The organism is Achromobacter sp. SD115, assembly GCF_017355315.1.
Lineage (GTDB): Bacteria > Pseudomonadota > Gammaproteobacteria > Burkholderiales > Burkholderiaceae_B > Achromobacter > Achromobacter xylosoxidans_B.
In genome coordinates this window covers 32,745-48,915 of sequence record NZ_JADIJM010000028.1, presented here as the reverse complement: position 1 = coordinate 48,915, position 16,171 = coordinate 32,745, and the positions used below count along the sequence as shown (strand labels likewise).

15 protein-coding genes are annotated in these 16,171 nt (G+C 64.6%); 3 read left to right on the top strand and 12 right to left on the bottom strand.

From position 1 onward, the window contains the following. Positions 1-17: 17 nt before the first annotated feature. From flgK to flgB, 10 genes are all read right to left on the bottom strand, one after another. Positions 18-1,685, bottom strand: coding sequence for a flagellar hook-associated protein FlgK (gene flgK / locus IPU70_RS28555; protein WP_207472534.1), 1,668 nt, complete (start codon positions 1,683-1,685; stop codon positions 18-20). A gap of 70 nt (positions 1,686-1,755) precedes the next feature. Further along, a complete protein-coding gene (gene flgJ / locus IPU70_RS28550) occupies positions 1,756-2,733 on the bottom strand; it encodes a flagellar assembly peptidoglycan hydrolase FlgJ (protein WP_207472533.1) in 978 nt (325 codons plus the stop codon). 5 nt (positions 2,734-2,738) lie between these two features. Beyond that, the gene (locus IPU70_RS28545) at positions 2,739-3,875 is read right to left on the bottom strand and encodes a flagellar basal body P-ring protein FlgI (RefSeq protein WP_207472532.1); all 1,137 of its coding nucleotides are present in this window, start codon (positions 3,873-3,875) and stop codon (positions 2,739-2,741) included. Positions 3,876-3,877: 2 nt separating this feature from the next. Beyond that, positions 3,878-4,567, bottom strand: a complete 690-nt coding sequence (locus IPU70_RS28540) for a flagellar basal body L-ring protein FlgH (protein WP_207472531.1) — start codon at positions 4,565-4,567, stop codon at positions 3,878-3,880. After that, the gene (gene flgG / locus IPU70_RS28535) at positions 4,567-5,352 is read right to left on the bottom strand and encodes a flagellar basal-body rod protein FlgG (RefSeq protein WP_013393393.1); all 786 of its coding nucleotides are present in this window, start codon (positions 5,350-5,352) and stop codon (positions 4,567-4,569) included. Before flgG ends, IPU70_RS28540 begins: the two co-directional genes overlap by 1 nt. Positions 5,353-5,417: 65 nt before the next feature. Then, positions 5,418-6,182 carry a flagellar basal body rod protein FlgF gene (locus IPU70_RS28530; protein WP_013393392.1) on the bottom strand — a complete coding sequence of 255 codons (765 nt, stop codon included), beginning with the start codon at positions 6,180-6,182 and terminating at the stop codon, positions 5,418-5,420. Positions 6,183-6,219: 37 nt separating this feature from the next. Then, on the bottom strand, positions 6,220-7,719 hold the full coding sequence (locus tag IPU70_RS28525; protein ID WP_207472530.1) for a flagellar hook-basal body complex protein: 1,500 nt from the start codon (positions 7,717-7,719) through the stop codon (positions 6,220-6,222). 71 nt (positions 7,720-7,790) lie between these two features. Beyond that, a complete protein-coding gene (locus IPU70_RS28520) occupies positions 7,791-8,489 on the bottom strand; it encodes a flagellar hook capping FlgD N-terminal domain-containing protein (protein ID WP_207472529.1) in 699 nt (232 codons plus the stop codon). Positions 8,490-8,509: 20 nt separating this feature from the next. Continuing rightward, a complete protein-coding gene (gene flgC, locus IPU70_RS28515; protein WP_013393389.1) occupies positions 8,510-8,929 on the bottom strand; it encodes a flagellar basal body rod protein FlgC in 420 nt (139 codons plus the stop codon). Between the two features lie 22 nt (positions 8,930-8,951). Further along, a complete protein-coding gene (flgB, locus tag IPU70_RS28510) occupies positions 8,952-9,359 on the bottom strand; it encodes a flagellar basal body rod protein FlgB (protein ID WP_013393388.1) in 408 nt (135 codons plus the stop codon). 177 nt (positions 9,360-9,536) lie between these two features. On the opposite strand from flgB, the gene flgA reads away from it, so the two are divergent. The 3 genes from flgA to IPU70_RS28495 all read left to right on the top strand — a co-directional run bounded on the left by flgA (position 9,537) and on the right by IPU70_RS28495 (position 11,184). Continuing rightward, on the top strand, positions 9,537-10,250 hold the full coding sequence (flgA, locus tag IPU70_RS28505) for a flagellar basal body P-ring formation chaperone FlgA (protein ID WP_207472528.1): 714 nt from the start codon (positions 9,537-9,539) through the stop codon (positions 10,248-10,250). Positions 10,251-10,379: 129 nt separating this feature from the next. Beyond that, the gene (gene flgM / locus IPU70_RS28500) at positions 10,380-10,673 is read left to right on the top strand and encodes a flagellar biosynthesis anti-sigma factor FlgM (RefSeq protein WP_059374439.1); all 294 of its coding nucleotides are present in this window, start codon (positions 10,380-10,382) and stop codon (positions 10,671-10,673) included. Positions 10,674-10,704: 31 nt separating this feature from the next. Further along, complete coding sequence (locus IPU70_RS28495) at positions 10,705-11,184, top strand: flagella synthesis protein FlgN (RefSeq protein ID WP_207472566.1); 480 nt, start codon at positions 10,705-10,707, stop codon at positions 11,182-11,184. A gap of 134 nt (positions 11,185-11,318) precedes the next feature. On the opposite strand, the gene flhF is transcribed toward IPU70_RS28495, so the two are convergent. Together flhF and flhA are read right to left on the bottom strand one after the other, a co-directional pair. After that, complete coding sequence (gene flhF, locus IPU70_RS28490) at positions 11,319-14,051, bottom strand: flagellar biosynthesis protein FlhF (protein ID WP_207472527.1); 2,733 nt, start codon at positions 14,049-14,051, stop codon at positions 11,319-11,321. After that, complete coding sequence (gene flhA, locus IPU70_RS28485) at positions 14,048-16,168, bottom strand: flagellar biosynthesis protein FlhA (protein WP_013393383.1); 2,121 nt, start codon at positions 16,166-16,168, stop codon at positions 14,048-14,050. Before flhA ends, flhF begins: the two co-directional genes overlap by 4 nt. Positions 16,169-16,171 lie beyond the last annotated feature (3 nt).

Sequence of the window (16,171 nt, the reverse complement as noted above, 5' to 3'; positions counted from 1 at the left end):
ACGATTCAACGATCCGATCAGCCGCGCAGACCCAGCAGCGTGTCGAACATGGTGCTGGCCACATCGATGATGCGGGCGCTGGCTTGATACTGTTCCTGGTACAGCGACAGGCTGACGTATTCTTCGTTCAGGTTGACGCCCGAAACCGCCTGCTGCGCCGCCGCCTTCTGCGTGATCAGGTTGGCCTGCGCGGTCGCCGCGGACTTGAGCTGAGCGGTCTGGACCCCGACGGTATTCACGACCTGGCCGAACATGTCGTTCACGCTCATCGTGCCGTTGCCCAGCACCTTGCTGTTCTGCAGTTGCGCCAGCTTCAGCGCGTTCTTGCCGTTGGCGTCACCGCCGGCCGTATCGGCCGCCGCAATCTTGTAGGGGTCAGAGATCAGCACAGTGAGGTCGCGGGCCGCGTCACGTGTGGGCGCGAGCGACCATTTGTCGCCGGCCTGGGGCGGCTCGCTGATGGTCAGGGTAACGCCCATTTCGCTGTCGAGATTCAGCGTGCCGGGCGTGCCGGTCGCCGGGCCGTTGTAGACCTGCGAGCCTTCCGGCATGCGCAGCACCCGGTAGTTCGTGCCGTCAAAGGAAATCTCGTATTCCTTGGCGTTGATGTTGTTCAGATTCGTGAACTGGCCGGAAATCGACGCGTTGCTCTTGTTCTGCGCATTGGGCACGCCCTGCGGCGAACCGATGCCGAAGAAGTCCGTGCCAGGATTGCCGTTCTGGTCCAGGCCCTGCTTGTGCTGCTCATTGAAGGACAGCGCCAGGCCGACGGCCATCTGGCCCAACTGGCTTTGCATGACATCCAGCGACGTTGCGCGGAACTGCAACAAGCCGCCGAGCGAACCGCCGGTCACTTCCGTATCGTTCAGTTCCACAGCGACCGTTTTGCCCGCGCCGGCTGGCAGCGTATAAGCAATGGTGGTGCGCCCCACGTCCTTGGACGAAGCTACCGCTTGCAGCGGATAGATGGTGTTGCCCGACAGCAGGGCTTGCCCGCCGTTGGCCAGCGTGATGTTGATCTTGTCGCCTTGCTCGTAGGTGGTGACGCCCACCAGCTGATTCAATTCCATGACCGCCTGGTCACGCTGATCCAGGAGATCGTTCGGAGGACTGCCGCCCGCCTTGCCCGTAGCCAGCGAGATCTGCTGGTTCAGGTCGTCGATACGCGTCAGATAGCTGTTGACCTGCTCGACCGTCGTGGTGATCTGCGTATTCAGGCCGATGCGCTGATTCTGCATTTCGGTGTAGGCCGAACGGATCTGGGTGGCCAGGCTGTTGGCCTTGCCCAGTAAATCCTGACGCGCAGCGGGGTCGGCCGGCTTGCTGGCCACCGCGTTCATGCTGGTGAAGAAATTGGTCAAGCCCGGCGCGATGCCGACGGTGCGGTCCGCAAACAGGTTGTTGATCGCCGACACCTGGTTGTATTGCGTCTGGAGCTGGGCACCGCTGCCCTGCGCACCTACCAGTTGCTTGTACAGGAAGCTGTCGTAGCTGCGCTCGACCGTGTCGACCTGGACTCCACGGCCGATGTAGCCGTTGCTGGTGGCCTGGGCGCCGGCGGTCGAAACCATGACGCGCTGGCGGTTGTAACCGACCGTGGTGGCATTGTTGATATTGTGGCTGGTGGTGGCCAGCCCTGCCTGAGCGGCGTTCAGCCCGCCCAGCGCCAATTTATACATGTTCATGCTGACAATGCCCCGTATGTAACCGCTGATATACCTGGATATCCAATTAACGGCAGGAGATGATCCGAATTTAGAGTCCTTCCAACATCTGGCGAGAAATTTCCACCTTGGATGCCGCGCCACGTAGCTGGCCCATGACACCGATCAGCTTTTGCGCATACTGCGGATCTGTCGCGTAGCCCGCGGCCTGGATCTTGCGCGCCGCCTCGATCTCGTTGCGCGCCTGCGTGACGCCCTCGTAACGCGGACTGTTGCCGATCAGGCGGGCATAATCCGCGAACGATTCCTCGTAGGAAGCGTAGGCGCGGAAAGGTTGCGTCACCTTTTTCGCCACACCGTCTTCGTATTCGGTGGTGAGCACATTGACAACCTGCCCCTTCCAGCTGGATCCCGCCTTGATGCCGAACAGGTTGTAGCTGGTGCTGCCGTCCTGGTGCTTGATCTCGCGCTTGCCCCAGCCCGACTCCAGCGCTGCCTGGCCCATGATGAGACGCGCGGGCACGCCGCTTTGCTGGGAAGCGAGATTCGCTGCGCGCGACATCCTGGAAACGAAGGCGACCACATGGTCTGGCGCGCCTTCCACCGCAGCCAGCGCCCGGTTCTGGGCGCTGTTGTTGCGCATCACGTTCAGCAACGCCGAAACTTCACGCGAACCGGCAGAACGGAAATCGGCATCCGCGCCCTCTCCCAGACGCTTGACCGCATCCGCACCCAGCTCGCCGGGCTTGCCTTGCTGCATCTGCGCCAGAATGGCGCCGGACAGGCCAATACCGGGCGACGCCAGGTGCAAAGCCAACTGCTCGTCCGCCATGGACTGCAACATCTGGGTCTGCTGCGAATCGAACAGCCCCTCCTTGGGGGTGGCTTCGCGCATGCGCTTGACCATCATCTGCAGGAACAAGGCCTCGAACTGCTTGGCCACCTGCTTCTGCTGCTCGGTCCCTTCCGGGTCCTTCTTGACGTCGCGCTTCAAATCCGACAAACGGCCCATATCAAAGACCGAATCCTGCCGGCTGGCGCCGCGCGCCGCATCGTTGGTGTACGCCATGGCCGTCAGATGATTTCCAGTTCGGCGCGCAAGGCGCCCGCGGTCTTCATGGCCTGCAGGATCGCCAGCAGGTCCTGGGGCGTGGCGCCCAGGGCGTTCAGGCCCTTGACCACATCCGCCAGATTGGCGCTGGTGCTCACCCGTTGCAGCGAACCGTTTTCCTGCCGCACTTCGATCTGGGTATTGGGTACCACTACCGTCTGCCCTTCCGTGAACGGCGTGTCGGGCTGCGACACCTGGTTTTGACGATTGATGATGACCGACAGGTTGCCGTGCGCGACGGCGGCTTCTTCGATCATGACGGTGCGGTTCATGACGACCGAACCCGTGCGGGCATTGATGATGACCTTGGCCACCGTGGGCGCCCGCGCCACCTGCAGATCTTCCACCTGCGACAGGAAGCGCGCCTGGGAGGCCTGCTCCATGGGCGTGCGCACCTGCACGACACGGCCATCCAGCGCGGTGGCGGTGCCTTGTCCGAACTTGCGGTTCAGCGCCATGACCACATTCTGCGCCGTGCCGAAATCGGTATTGTTCAATTCCACATGAATGTAGCCGTCACGCGAAAACGTGGTGGGTACGCCCCGCTCGACGATGGCGCCCGCGCTGATGCGGCCGCCGTTCAACTGGTTGATCTGCACGCTCGAACCGCCGGCGGAAGCGCCCGCGCCACCCACCAGGATGTTGCCCTGGGCGATAGCGTAGACCTGGCTGTCGGCGCCCTTGAGCGGGGTCATCAGCAAGGTGCCGCCGCGCAAGCTCTTGGCGTTACCCATGGACGAAACCACCACGTCCAGGGTCTGGCCCGGCCGGGCGAATGCGGGCAAGGTGGTCGTGACCATGACGGCAGCCACGTTCTTTAGCTGCATATTGCTGCCGGCGGGCACAGTAATGCCCAGCTGGGACAGCATGTTCGTCAGGCTTTGCTGGGTGAATGGCGTCTGGCGCACCTGGTCGCCGCTGCCATCCAGGCCCACCACCAGGCCATAGCCAATCAGCTGGTTGCCCCGCACGCCCTGGATCGAAGCCAGGTCCTTGAGCCGCTCGGCATGAGCCGCGCTTGCGCCGGCCACCAGCCCGACCGAAACGCAGACGCGCGCCAACAAGGACAACAAGGCGGATATCGGATTCGGTTGTTTCATGTTCAGAACGGCGAAGCGATCAGGAAGAAGCGTTGCAGCCAGCCCATGGTCTGGACTTCGTCCATGACGCCCTTGCTGCGGTACTCGATGCGAGCGTCGGCCACCTGGGTGGACGACACGGTGTTGGTGCCGGTGATGGAGCGCGGATCAACGATGCCGGAGAAACGCACGAATTCGCTGCCCCGGTTGATGGCGATCTGCTTTTCACCCGCGACCTGAAGGTTGCCGTTGGACATCACCCCCACCACCGTGGTGGTGATGGTGCCGGTGAAGGCATTGTTCGCGGTGCTGTCGCCCTTGCCCTGCGACACGTTGCCGCCCTTGGCGTCAGTGTTCAGGTTGGCGTTAGCCCAGCTATCCATGAAGGACGGCGCGGCGGCGATGCCCAGGCTGGCGCTGCCGCTGCGGTTGGTATTGGTGGCGACGTTCTTGGAGGCGTTGGTCTTCTCGTTCAGGACGATGGTGACGATATCCCCCACGTTGCGTGGCCGACGGTCCTCGAACAAGGGATAGTTGCCGTAGGTGGTCGGCTGGTAGATTGAGCCCGTGGGCTGCGCCATCGGCGCGGCCGGCGGCGGCGGCGCGGCCGTGGTCGGCCCGGTCACGATAGGCTCGGGCGGGATCATGGCGCAACCGGCCACCAGCATAGCCAGTGCCGCACTCGATACCAGGCGCAGGACAGACATGGACATCACAGTTGGGTCAGGCGGGCCAGCATTTCGTCCGAGGTCTTGACGGCCTTGCTGTTCATTTCGTATGCGCGCTGCGTGGTGATCATGTTGACCAGTTCTTCAGCGACGTTGACGTTGGAGGTTTCGACGTACTTCTGCATGATGGAACCGGCGCCGTCCACGCCCGGCTGCAGCAGGTTGGCGGGACCCGAAGCGTCGGTTTCGAGGTACAGGTTTTCGCCGATGCTCTGCAGGCCGGTGGGGTTGATGAACGTCGCGATCTGCAACTGGCCGATCTGCACGTTGATGCCGGCGGCGCCAGGCTGCGTCACCGAGACGATGCCGTCGTTGCCGATCGAGATCGACAGCGCGTTGTCAGGGATGTTCATCGGCGGCTGGATCACGTAGCCGCTGACGGTGGTCAGCTGGCCGTTCTGGTCGCGTTGCAGGGCGCCATCGCGGGTATAGGCCTGGGTGCCGTCGGGCAATTCGATCTGCAGAAAGCCGCGGCCGTTGATGGCGATGTCCATCTCGCTGCCGGTGTTGTTCAGGTTGCCCGCGGTGTGGATGCGCTCGGTCGCGGCCACGCGCGCGCCGGTACCCAGCTGCAGGCCGGACGGCAGCTGGGTAGCGTCGCCGACCTGGGCGCCGGGCTGGCGCAACGTCTGATACATCAGGTCCTGAAACACGGCGCGGCCGCGCTTGAAACCATTGGTGGAGACGTTGGCCAAGTTGTTCGAAATCACGTCCATGGAGGTCTGCTGACCTTCCAGGCCCGTCTTGGCGATCCACAGCGAACGCATCATGATGTAGTACTCCTGGTGGCGCGGCCCGGCCGCGCGCGAAAATTGTTTCTAGTTCAGTTGCCGTATCAGGCGCTTACCGACAGGATGCCGTTGGCGCGTTCGGCGTTGCGGTCCGACTGCTGGATCACCTGCATCTGCTGCTCGAAGCGGCGAGCGTTGGCGATCATGCCCACCATCGCCGCCATGGGATTGGTGTTGCTGCCTTCCAGCACGCCGGACAACAGCCGCAGGCTGGGATCGGCCGGCACCGGAGGCGCAGGCTGGCCGTTGACGGGCGCCATGCGGAACACCCCGTCGTCGCCGTGCACCAGTTGATCGTTCTGCGGGCTGGCCAGCTTGATCCGGCCCAGGTTCAGTATGTTGTTCGGCGCATCGCCAGCGCCGATGGCGGTAATGGTGCCGTCCGCGGTGATCGTCAGGGCAGCCTGGTCGGGTATATCGATGGGACCGCCCTGATCGGACAGCACAGGCTGGCCGAGCGAGGTCTGCAGCAGGCCATTGATGCCGACCTGCAGGCCACCGGCGCGGGTATAGGCTTCGCCTTGCGGCGTCTGCACGGCGATCCAGCCGCGCTCGCTGGACAAGGCCACGTCCAGGTCCCGGCCCGTGGTCTGCATATTGCCCATCTGGAAGCTGTTGCGCGGCGTGGACGCCACCGTCGAAACGCGCGTGGGCAGACTCGTCCCGTCCGTGACCGGCACCGAGCGGTACAGCGCGATCTGCTCGCGGAAACCCGCCGTGTTCACGTTGGCCATGTTGTTGGAAAGCGCGGCCTGATGCTCGGTGATGCGCGCCGCGCCATTCATGGCGGTGTAGATGATACGGTCCATTGCCTATTCCGTCGGTGTCGTCGCGTGCCTGCCGGCCTTACTTCAGGTTCATCAGGACTTGCATGATTTCGTCCTGGGTCTTGATGGTTTGCGAGTTGGCCTGGTAGGTGCGCTGGGCAATGATCATGTTGACCAGCTCCTTGCTCATGTCGACGTTGGACGACTCCGTAGCCTGGCCCACGACCTTGGACAGGCCGTTGCTGCCAGGCTGGCCCAGGATGGGCTGGCCGGAGGCGGAAGTTTCCGTCCAGGCGTTGTTGCCCACGGGCTGCAGGCCCTGCAGGTTGGAGAAGTCGGCCAGCACGATGGTGCCGACGATCTGGGTCTCTCCGTTGGTGTAGCTGGCCACGATGCTGCCGTCGCCGCTGATATTGATGCCGCTGAACTCGCCGGAAGCGTACCCGTCCGGCTTGGCTACCAGCTTGTAGGCGCTGCCGAACTGGGTGGTGCCCGTGTAGTTCATCGCAATGTTGATCGGGTCTGCAGGTGTGGTGCCGCCGCCCGGATTCGCGAAGGACAGGTTGACCACGGGCGCGCTGGTCAACACGCCGGCCTTGTTGAACGTGAACTTCTGCGGGTTGCCCCAGACCCCGCCCGCTTCAGTGGTCGGCGCCATGGCCTGACCGTCAATCGTGTAATAGACGTCGTAAGTGCTGGTGTCCGCAGTGGCGGCAGGACGCTTCACGAAGTACTGCATGACCTGATGGGAGTTGCCCAGCGAGTCGAACACGGTCATCGGCGAGGCGTTGGTATAGGAGTTGGACAGCTTCGGGTCGAACGGCCTGCCTGTTTCGACGACAGCCGCCGTGTACTCAGTGAACGCCCCCATCTTCGACAGATCACCGCCCGTAATAACGCCGCCCGCGCCCACGGTTACCGTTTCCGTACCGACGGTGAAAGTGGAGCCTGCGGCGGGCAGCGCACCACCAGCCGGTACGGTATCCACCAGTGTCGCCGTTCCCGTGGCGTCACGGGTGAAGGTGTACACAGTGCCAGGCGCCGCGCCCAGCGTCACCGTCCCGGGGACAGCCGCCTTGGTTTGCGTATCCGTTTCGTAGATGACTTTCGCGTTGGCGTTCAGGTTGGCCACGGTGGTACCCGTGGACGTCGCTAGCGGAGCCACGTTCGCCGTGGGCAGCTGCAACTCAACCGGATTCGCGCCAACGGAGCCCGGCGGATAGCCCGTCAGTCGATATCCCTGGGCATTCACGATGAAGTTGTTCTTGTCGACCAGGAATTCGCCGTTGCGGGTGTACATCACCGCGCCGCTCTGGTCGGTGACGCGGAACATGCCCTTGGCGCCATCGATGGCGATGTCGTATTCGCCGCCGCCGCCATTCACCGTACCCACGGTAAAGCGCTGGTTGATGGCCGCGACCTTCACGCCCAGGCCGACGCGCGAACTGGCGTAGACGTCGGCAAACGAGGCGGTGGCCGACTTGAAACCGACCGTGCCGGAGTTGGCGATGTTGTTGCCGATGACGTCCAGATTCTGCGCTGCGGCGTTCAAGCCGCTCAATCCTTGTCCGAAACCCATGTTTGTTCTCGCTAATCTTTAACTAGGGGAAGCCGCCGCCCATGCGCCGGCACCGATACATTGCGCCCGCTTCAGGCGCCGATCACCTTGCGCACATCCAGCATGCTGGTCTGGCCATCCAGGCCCAGATCCAGACGCAGGCCTTCGGTGGAATACGCCACGCTCTTGACCTGGCCATAGCTCAGCACTTCTGCATTCACCTTCTTGCCGTCGGCATCCGTGGCCATGACGGACACTGTGTACGCGCCTGGTTCCAGCACAACGCCGCTATCGTTCTTGCCATCCCAGGACAGCGTGTACACGCCGGGCTTCTGGTCCGTCGTTTCGATCGTACGTACCACCGCGCCGTTAGCGTCCGAAATGCGGATCTGCACTTTCTGGGCGTCGCCCTGCAGGTCCAGGCCATAAGGTGTAACGACACGGGCCTCGGGATTCGTTGCATCCACGCCAGACTTGATCTTGGAGCCGGGAATCAGCACGCCCTTGCCTATCATCGCCACCGCATTCATCGACTGAGACACATCGATCTGATTGCTGATGGCGAGCATGGTGTTCTTCAAGTTGGTGATACCTTCCACGGTGGAGATCTGCGCCAGCTGGGAGGTCAGCTCGGCGTTCTGCATCGGGTTCAGGGGATCCTGGTTCTGCAGCTGGGTAACCAGCAGCTTCAGGAATTGGTCCTGCAGGCCTTGCGCCGTGCTGCTGCCGTTGGCGCCGGTTTGCGCCAGGCCCAGGCCGATCTTGCTCGTCGATTGGTCGATAATGGTCATGGATACACGGGTTCCGGAAATTAGGACTGGCCGATGGTCAGTGTCTTCTGCATCAGGGCCTTGGCGGTATTGAGCACTTCCACGTTCGCCTGGTACGAGCGCGAGGCCGCGATCATGTTCACGGTTTCGGCCACCGGGTCGACATTGGGCATGCTGACGTAGCCCTGGGCGTCGGCCAATGGGTGCTGCGGGTCGTAGACCTGCTTCAAGGGGGACTGGTCCTCGATCACGCCAGCCACGCGCACGCCGCCGATCTCCTGGCCCAAGGCCTGACCGGCCGGGGGATTCACCTGAAACACGACCTGGCGGGCGCGGTACGGTTTGCCATCGGGGCCAACCACGCTGTCGGCGTTGGCCATGTTGCTGGCCGCCACGTTCATGCGCTGCGATTGCGCGCTGAGCGCCGAACCGGCGATATCGAAAATGCTCAACAAGGACATTGCCTGCCGCTCCCTTTAAAAATCATTCCTGAATTGCGGCCATCATGGTCCGGATACGGCCAGACAGCATCTGCATCGTGCTTTGGTAATGCAGGGTGTTATCCGCGAACTGCACCCGCTCGATGTCCATGTCCACCGTATTGCCGTCCATGCTGGGCTGGTACGGCAGGCGGTACAGCAGTTCCGTCGGGCCCTGCGATACGGCCTTGGCCGGAATATGGCGTGCGGACGTCAGCGTGAGCGAGGTATCGGGCAGGCGCTTGGTGCCTTCCATGGCGTTGGCCATTGCCGTCTTGAAGTCGAAATCACGCGCCTTGTAGTTGGGCGTATCGGCGTTGGCGATGTTCGAGGACAGCACTTCCTGGCGTTGCGCGCGCAGTCCCAGGGACTGCTGGAAGAAGCGGAAATCTTCATTAAGCCGGTCTAGCATCGGAGCGCCTTGGTGCGTTGCAATTCAGATAAAACGAGGGACGCCGGACAGACCGTTATCCCATTGGATGACGGCATCATAGGGGTCATGGGCTCGACACAATCAGCCAAATAACCCGTCATTTCTCATCCAATTCACGTATTGCCGAATGCCGCGGACTTCTACAATTCATCCATCATGAAAATATCCGCAACCCGACTCCGCGCGCGCGCCGGCTGCCTGGCCGCCCTGCTGCTGCCCCTGGCTGCCGCGCAGGGGCAGGAAGCGGCGACTCAGGCACCCGAGGCGATCGCCCTCGTGGCGCAGACCTATCTGCTGGATCAGCTGGCCAGCCTGCCTGGGCAGCCGTCGGTCGCGATCGACCCGCCGCGCGCGGAACGCCTGGCGCCCTGCGACGCCATGTCCCCATTTATGCCGTCAGGCATGAAACTGCGTTCGCGCATGACGGTTGGGGTACGCTGCAACGCGCCCAAACCCTGGACGGCGTATGTCCAGGCGACGGTAAGCGTGCCGGGCCACTATTACGTCGCCGCGCGGCTGATTGCGGCAGGACAGGCGCTGACGCCGGACGACCTCGCGCCGCGGGACGGCGACCTGATCGCCCTGCCCCCAGGCGCAATTACGGATCCGCAAGCCGTGGCGGGGATGACGGCGGTGCACCGGATCAACGCCGGGCAAGCGGTGCGGAGTTCCGGACTGCGCAACGCACAATCCGTGCTGCGCGGAGCCAATGTCCGCATCAACGCGCGCGGCAAGGGCTTCGTGGTCAGCAGCGAAGGGCAGGCGCTCGACAACGCGGCGCCGGGCGCCACCGTGCAGGTGCGCACCGCGGGCGGCCAAGTCGTCAGCGGCGTGGTGCGCAACGCCAGTCTGGTCGAAATACAACTGTAATTGCTGTTACATGTCGCATCTCACCCATACGCCGCCCGCCCCTAAAGTTCTTTCCGGCCCTGCCGTTACTGAGGCATAAGTAGGCGATTCCGTCGCACAACCGACCCTGGACGCCCCGCGGAGAAAATCTTGAAGATCAATTCCACCACCAACCGCCCCCTCTCGGCTGACGCCGTCGCGCCTCGCGCCGACTCGGCGGTTGCCCAGGCCTATGGCGCAGGCAGCGCCAGCGGCTCCAGCAGCTCGCAGGTAGCGCTGAGCTCGGCATCGCGCAAGCTGTTGGCGCTGCAGGACGGTTCCAACGACATCAACGTCGAACGCGTGGCCGCCATCCGCGCCGCCATCGCCTCGGGTCAGCTGAAGATCGACACCGGGCGCATCGCGGACAGCCTGATCGCCAGCGCCCGCGATCTGCTTAAGTAACCCCGAACCTCCCGAGCCGAACAGCATGACCATGAGCACCATCGAGTCCCTCCAATCCTGCATGCGGCAGGAAGATGCACTGATCGCCGAGTTCTCCGCCATTCTGGAAGAAGAGACCGAAGTGTTGGTGGGCTTGGGAAGCGTAGGCACGCTGCAGGAAATCACTGAACGCAAGGGCGAAGTCGCCCGCAAGCTCGTGGACCTGAGCCAGGTCCGCGATTCCTTGCTCGCGGAAATCGGCCTGCCCGCCGGACACGCCGGCACCGAGCAGGCCGCTGTTCTGCACCCGCAGCTTTCAGGCGTCTGGCAGGCCCTGCTGAGCAAATCGGCATCCGCCAACGAAATCAATATGCGCAACGGCGCGCTCATCGACGTACATCTGCGCTATACGCAGCAATCACTCGACGCCCTGCGCAACATGGGCGCTGCTGGCGGCTCGCTGTCCACCTACGACGCTCGCGGCCGCGGCGCACGCACCGCCCCGGGCCGCAAGCCCATCGTGGCCGGCTGAACCACAACCACCCGCGGTTGAACAGCGGCGCTTGCACAGCGCCACGCGATCCGCAGATTGCGTTACGGCGCGCATCTTCTTGCGCAAGAGCGCCAGTTCTTTAACGCACGCGACCCATCAAACAACGGCTCTCTTCAGACCGCAGTCATCTCCAGCATCGCGTACATCTTCAGCAACGCGACCGGCAACATGCGTCCGGACAGCTTGCGATCCGTTCCCATGATGCCTGACAGAGGCCCGCGCAGCACTTCCGCCGCCGGCGTATGCGCCAACTGCCAGCATGCCGCGCCCATCTGCCCGGCCATCAGCGATTGGCGTGCCAATGCATGGGCGCCATCCACGGCCGGCAAAGCCTGCCACGCGTTCGCCATATAGCGGAATCCCGCTTTGGCCTCGTCTTGCAGCACCAGCCAGCGCGCCACCGTGGCGGCGTCCGCCTGGGACGCGGGCAGGTTGGTCATGCCGAACAGCTGTCCGGCCACTTCGCCGCTGACCGTGTCGATCAGACGGGCGCAGACCAGCCGCACGGATTCGCCGCCGTTGCGGCCCGGCAAAGTCACTTCCGTACCGGAGGCCCACAATGCCAGGGGTACGCGCTTGCTGCCCTGGACGCTATGCAGCCCGGGCATGTCACCGGGCTGGCCGACGGGTAGATAGCCCACGCTCTTGCCCACGGCATTCAGATTGGTCGGGCAGTCATCCTGGATGACACGCTGGCCGCCGGCGCTGCGTGCCACCCAGGCGACGCCTTGTTCGCTCAAGGTCGGCCACAAGGCGGAAGTACCGGCCTCCAGCATGTGCACGACCGGCACGCGCGCCAGTTTTTCCGCCAACCAGCGCACGCGCGCCTGCAACGCCAAGGCCGCATCCGGCTGGGCCGGCGCGGCAGGCGCGAAAGAAGACAGCATGCCGTGCGGCAGAACCAGTTGCTGCGCGGGCGCTGCCAGGGCCGTGCCGCGATCGCTCATCAATAGCGTGCCCAGCAATGCTCCTCCGGGCAAACCCTCACCCTTCAAGGGAGCCTTGCCATGCACGGCAAGCAGATGCCGCCCGCAGACCGTGGAGAATTCACGGCCGGCCATCGCCAAGGGCTCGTCGCCCAGGGCCGTCAGGCTGACGCCCGAACCGTCTCCAACATAGCCGCGCCAGGAAGCACGGGCCTGCACGCAGGCCGGATCGCTTTCCAGCCAGGCGATGGCATCGTCCAGGTTTTGCGCAGCTTCGATCGAGCCGGCGCCGCCTTGCGGCCGCAGGATGGCGGAAGCCAGCAATTGCCGCTTGCGGGCAGGATCCACGCTTTCGGGCTCGCGCGACGCGGACACCAGCGTCGCCAGGTCGGCCTCGCTGGGCGTGTATAGCGCGCGGGCCCGCTCGACCATGGAGAAGGCGCGATCGATCAGCACGTCGGCCCGGGCCAATTCCATGTGCTCGGGTACTTTCTGTCCGACCGACATGTAGTGGATCGGCAGGCGATGGCGGATGGCCGTGTCCAGCGCCGCGCCCAGGCGGGTGGCCTCGTCCAGCTTGGTGATGATGCAGCCGGCCACGTCCTCGCCCACGCCATTGCGGTAGGCGTGCGCCACTTCGTCCAGGGTGTCGCCCTGGCTGGCCGCATTGAGCACCAGCAGCCGGCGCACCGGCTTGCCCGCGTTGCACAACATCGCCGCCTGTTCCGCCACCTGGCGGTCGCGCTGGCTGATGCCGGTGGTGTCGATCAGCACGATCTTGCGGTTGCCCAGTTCTGCCAGGATGCGGCGCAGCTCGCCCGCATCGCGCACCGAATGAGCGGGCACGCCCATCAGGCGTCCATAAATCTGCAGCTGCTCCAGCGCGCCGATCCGGAAATTGTCGGTGGTCAGCATCGCCACCTGCTCGCGGCCTTCGCGCGCCACGCAGCGCGCGGCCAGCTTGGCCAGCGTGGTGGTCTTGCCGACGCCGGTCGGACCGACCAGGGCGTACACGCCGCCGGCCAGGAACTCGTCTTCGGAACGCAACACCGGCAAGTGGGTTACCAGTTCGTTGCGGGCCCAGCTCAACGCCGCTTCCGGCGTCATGCCCTCGGGCAGGCGTTCCACCAGCGTGCGCACCAGTTTGGTACTGAAGCCCGCGTCCAGCAGGCTGCGGAACAAAGCGGCGCCCGCAGGTTCCCGGCCCGGCCCCTGGCGCCCGCCCCAGAGCAGCCCGTCCATGCGGCTTTCCAAGGCTCCGCGCAGCGCACTGATGGCGTCCTGCAAGCCGGCAGCGGCATCGGAAGGCAACGTGGCCGGCGGCACCATCGGAGGCTGGCGCAGCGGCACATCGGGCATGCGGGCCATGGAAGACGCGGCCGCGGACTGAGGCGCTGCGGGCACGTAGACTGCGGGGGCTGCGGTCGAGGCGGCTGCTTGCGCAACCGGCGTCTCGCGCAACGGCGGCAAGGATGGCAATTCGACACGCACGGGCGCGGCCGGAGCAGGCACCGTTGCCAGCGGCGCAACCGGCGGCGTCTCGTCTTCGGCCTGCGTCGAGGAGGCATAGGCGGTTTGGTAGGCAGCGATCGAACGCGACGGCGCCGGGTAGCCGGCTGGCGGCATGGCGGGCGCCGGCGCCGACGGGAACGTCGCCGGATCCGGGACATCGAAACGCACGCCCGCCGGAACGCCGACAGGCGCCTGCGGAAGAACATCGGCCGGCCGGGAGGGCGCGGTTTCCTGTCGTGCCGGAGACTCATGAGCCGTGTCGTCGAACGCGCCCTCGACAGTGGCCAGAACCTCCACGCCGCCATCGACACTGCGGTTCGACACGATCAGCGCATCCGGCCCCAGCACCTGCCGGACCTGACGCATCACATCGCGGCTATTCGCCCCAAAAAATCGGCTTATCTTCATGCCCCATTACCTCCGCCGATCAGCGCGGTCACACGCACCATGCGCTCATCGGGTATTTCCGTATTCGACAACACGCCCAGCTGTGGCAGATGGTGCCGCAAGAAGCGCGACAAAGGTGCGCGCAAGACCGGCGACACCAGCAGCACCGGCGCGTTGCCCTGCGATTCCTGGCGCTCGACCGCGGCCTGCGCTTCGCGCAGCAAGGTATCGGCCAGCCCCGGCTCCAGTCCGCCGCTGGTCGTCATGGCCTGCGAAAGCACGCGTTCCAACTTCACGTCCAGGCCGATCACGCGCAGTTCGCCCTCGCCCGGGAACCATTGCTGGGTGATGGCTCGGCCCAGCGAACGGCGCGTCAAGGCGATCAGCTCGTTGATGTCGGGCTGGCTGCCCGTGCCCGCGGCCAGCGCCGCCAGGCGCGGGCCATGCTCGGACAAGGTGTCGATGATGGTGCGCATGTCGCGGATCGGCACTTCTTCCGACAGCAGGCCCTGCAGCACCTTCTGCAGCGCCGTGAGCGACAAGGTCTTGGGCACCAGGTCTTCGACCAGCTTGGGCGCGTCGCGGCCGATGCGGTCCAGCAGTTGCTGCACTTCCTGGCGACCCAGCAGGTTGGAACCGTGGCGATGCATCAGGTGATTCAGGTGCGTCGCAACCACGGTGCCGGCATCCACCACCGTGTAGCCCGCCACCTGCGCCTGGTCGCGCAGGCTGCCGTCGATCCACAGCGCCGGCAAGCCAAAAGCGGGGTCGGTCGTGGGCGTGCCCTTGATCGGCATGGTCACGCCGCCCGGGTCGATCGCCAGCCATTGCCCCGGCATGGCCACGCCATGGCCGACTTCCACGCCAGACAGCAGGATGCGGTAATCGTTGGGCTTGAGTTCGAGGTTGTCCCGGATATGCACCACCGGCGGCAGAAAGCCCACGTCCTGCGCGAACTTCTTGCGCAGGCTGCGGATGCGGTGCAGCAGTTCGCCGTTCTGGGCGTGATCCACCAGCGGGATCAGACGATAGCCGACCTCCAGACCCAGCTGGTCCACCATCGACACGTCGTCCCAACTGGCCTCGGCGGCGGCGGCCTGCGCCTGGGTGATCGCCTGCGGCGGCACCTCCGCGGCGGCCGCGGCGGCCGCAGTCTGCCGCTTGTACAGCACCCAGCCGCCCCAGCCCAGCACGCCGGCCAGGGTCAGGAAGGCAACGTGCGGCATGTTGGGAATCAGGCCCATGATGCCGACGATGCCGGCCGTCAGGAACAGTACGCTCGGATTGGAGAACAGCTGGCTGATGATTTGCTGGCCGATGTCCTGGTCGGTCGACACCCGCGACACCACCACGCCCGCGGCGGTGGAGATCACCAACGCCGGAATCTGGGCCACCAGCCCGTCGCCGATGGTCAGCAGCGTATAAACGCGCGCCGAATCGCCCATCGACATGTCGTGCTGGGCAACGCCCACAATCAGGCCGCCGATGATGTTGATCGCCATGATCAACAGGCCGGCGATGGCATCGCCGCGCACGAACTTGCTGGCGCCGTCCATCGAGCCGAAGAAGTCGGATTCCTGCGAGACTTCCGCGCGGCGCTTGCGCGCCTCGTCTTCGCCGATCAGGCCGGCGTTCAGGTCCGCGTCGATCGCCATCTGCTTGCCCGGCATCGCGTCCAGGGTGAAACGCGCGCCCACTTCCGCAATACGGCCGGCACCCTTGGTGATGACGATGAAGTTGATGATGGTCAGGATCACGAAGACGATGATCCCCACGGCAAAGTTGCCGCCGACCAGGAAGTGGCCGAAGGCCTCGATGACCTTGCCCGCCGCATCCGGACCGGTGTGGCCGTTGAGCAGCACCACCCGGGTGGAGGCAACGTTCAGCGACAGGCGCAGCAGTGTGGCGAACAGCAGCACGGCCGGAAACGCGGCGAAGTCCAGCGGTTTGCGCGTGAACATGGCAACCAGCAGGATCATCACGGACAACGCAATGTTGAAGGTGAACAGCAGGTCGAGCAGGAACGTGGGCAGGGGCAGGACCATCATGCCCAGCACCATCACGATCAGGACAGGCCCTGCCAGCAGCCGCGCATGCGTGGCCCCGCTACTCTTCAACATGGTGAGCAAAGCGCTCATTCC

Coding starts and splice junctions, on each gene's coding strand:
- flgK (WP_207472534.1), bottom strand. CDS start 1,685: ATGAACATGTATAAATTGGCGCTGGGCGGGCTGAACGCCGCTCAGGCA.
- flgJ (WP_207472533.1), bottom strand. CDS start 2,733: ATGGCGTACACCAACGATGCGGCGCGCGGCGCCAGCCGGCAGGATTCG.
- IPU70_RS28545 (WP_207472532.1), bottom strand. CDS start 3,875: ATGAAACAACCGAATCCGATATCCGCCTTGTTGTCCTTGTTGGCGCGC.
- IPU70_RS28540 (WP_207472531.1), bottom strand. CDS start 4,567: ATGTCCATGTCTGTCCTGCGCCTGGTATCGAGTGCGGCACTGGCTATG.
- flgG (WP_013393393.1), bottom strand. CDS start 5,352: ATGATGCGTTCGCTGTGGATCGCCAAGACGGGCCTGGAAGGTCAGCAG.
- IPU70_RS28530 (WP_013393392.1), bottom strand. CDS start 6,182: ATGGACCGTATCATCTACACCGCCATGAATGGCGCGGCGCGCATCACC.
- IPU70_RS28525 (WP_207472530.1), bottom strand. CDS start 7,719: ATGGGTTTCGGACAAGGATTGAGCGGCTTGAACGCCGCAGCGCAGAAT.
- IPU70_RS28520 (WP_207472529.1), bottom strand. CDS start 8,489: ATGACCATTATCGACCAATCGACGAGCAAGATCGGCCTGGGCCTGGCG.
- flgC (WP_013393389.1), bottom strand. CDS start 8,929: ATGTCCTTGTTGAGCATTTTCGATATCGCCGGTTCGGCGCTCAGCGCG.
- flgB (WP_013393388.1), bottom strand. CDS start 9,359: ATGCTAGACCGGCTTAATGAAGATTTCCGCTTCTTCCAGCAGTCCCTG.
- flgA (WP_207472528.1), top strand. CDS start 9,537: ATGAAAATATCCGCAACCCGACTCCGCGCGCGCGCCGGCTGCCTGGCC.
- IPU70_RS28495 (WP_207472566.1), top strand. CDS start 10,705: ATGAGCACCATCGAGTCCCTCCAATCCTGCATGCGGCAGGAAGATGCA.
- flhF (WP_207472527.1), bottom strand. CDS start 14,051: ATGAAGATAAGCCGATTTTTTGGGGCGAATAGCCGCGATGTGATGCGT.
- flhA (WP_013393383.1), bottom strand. CDS start 16,168: ATGAGCGCTTTGCTCACCATGTTGAAGAGTAGCGGGGCCACGCATGCG.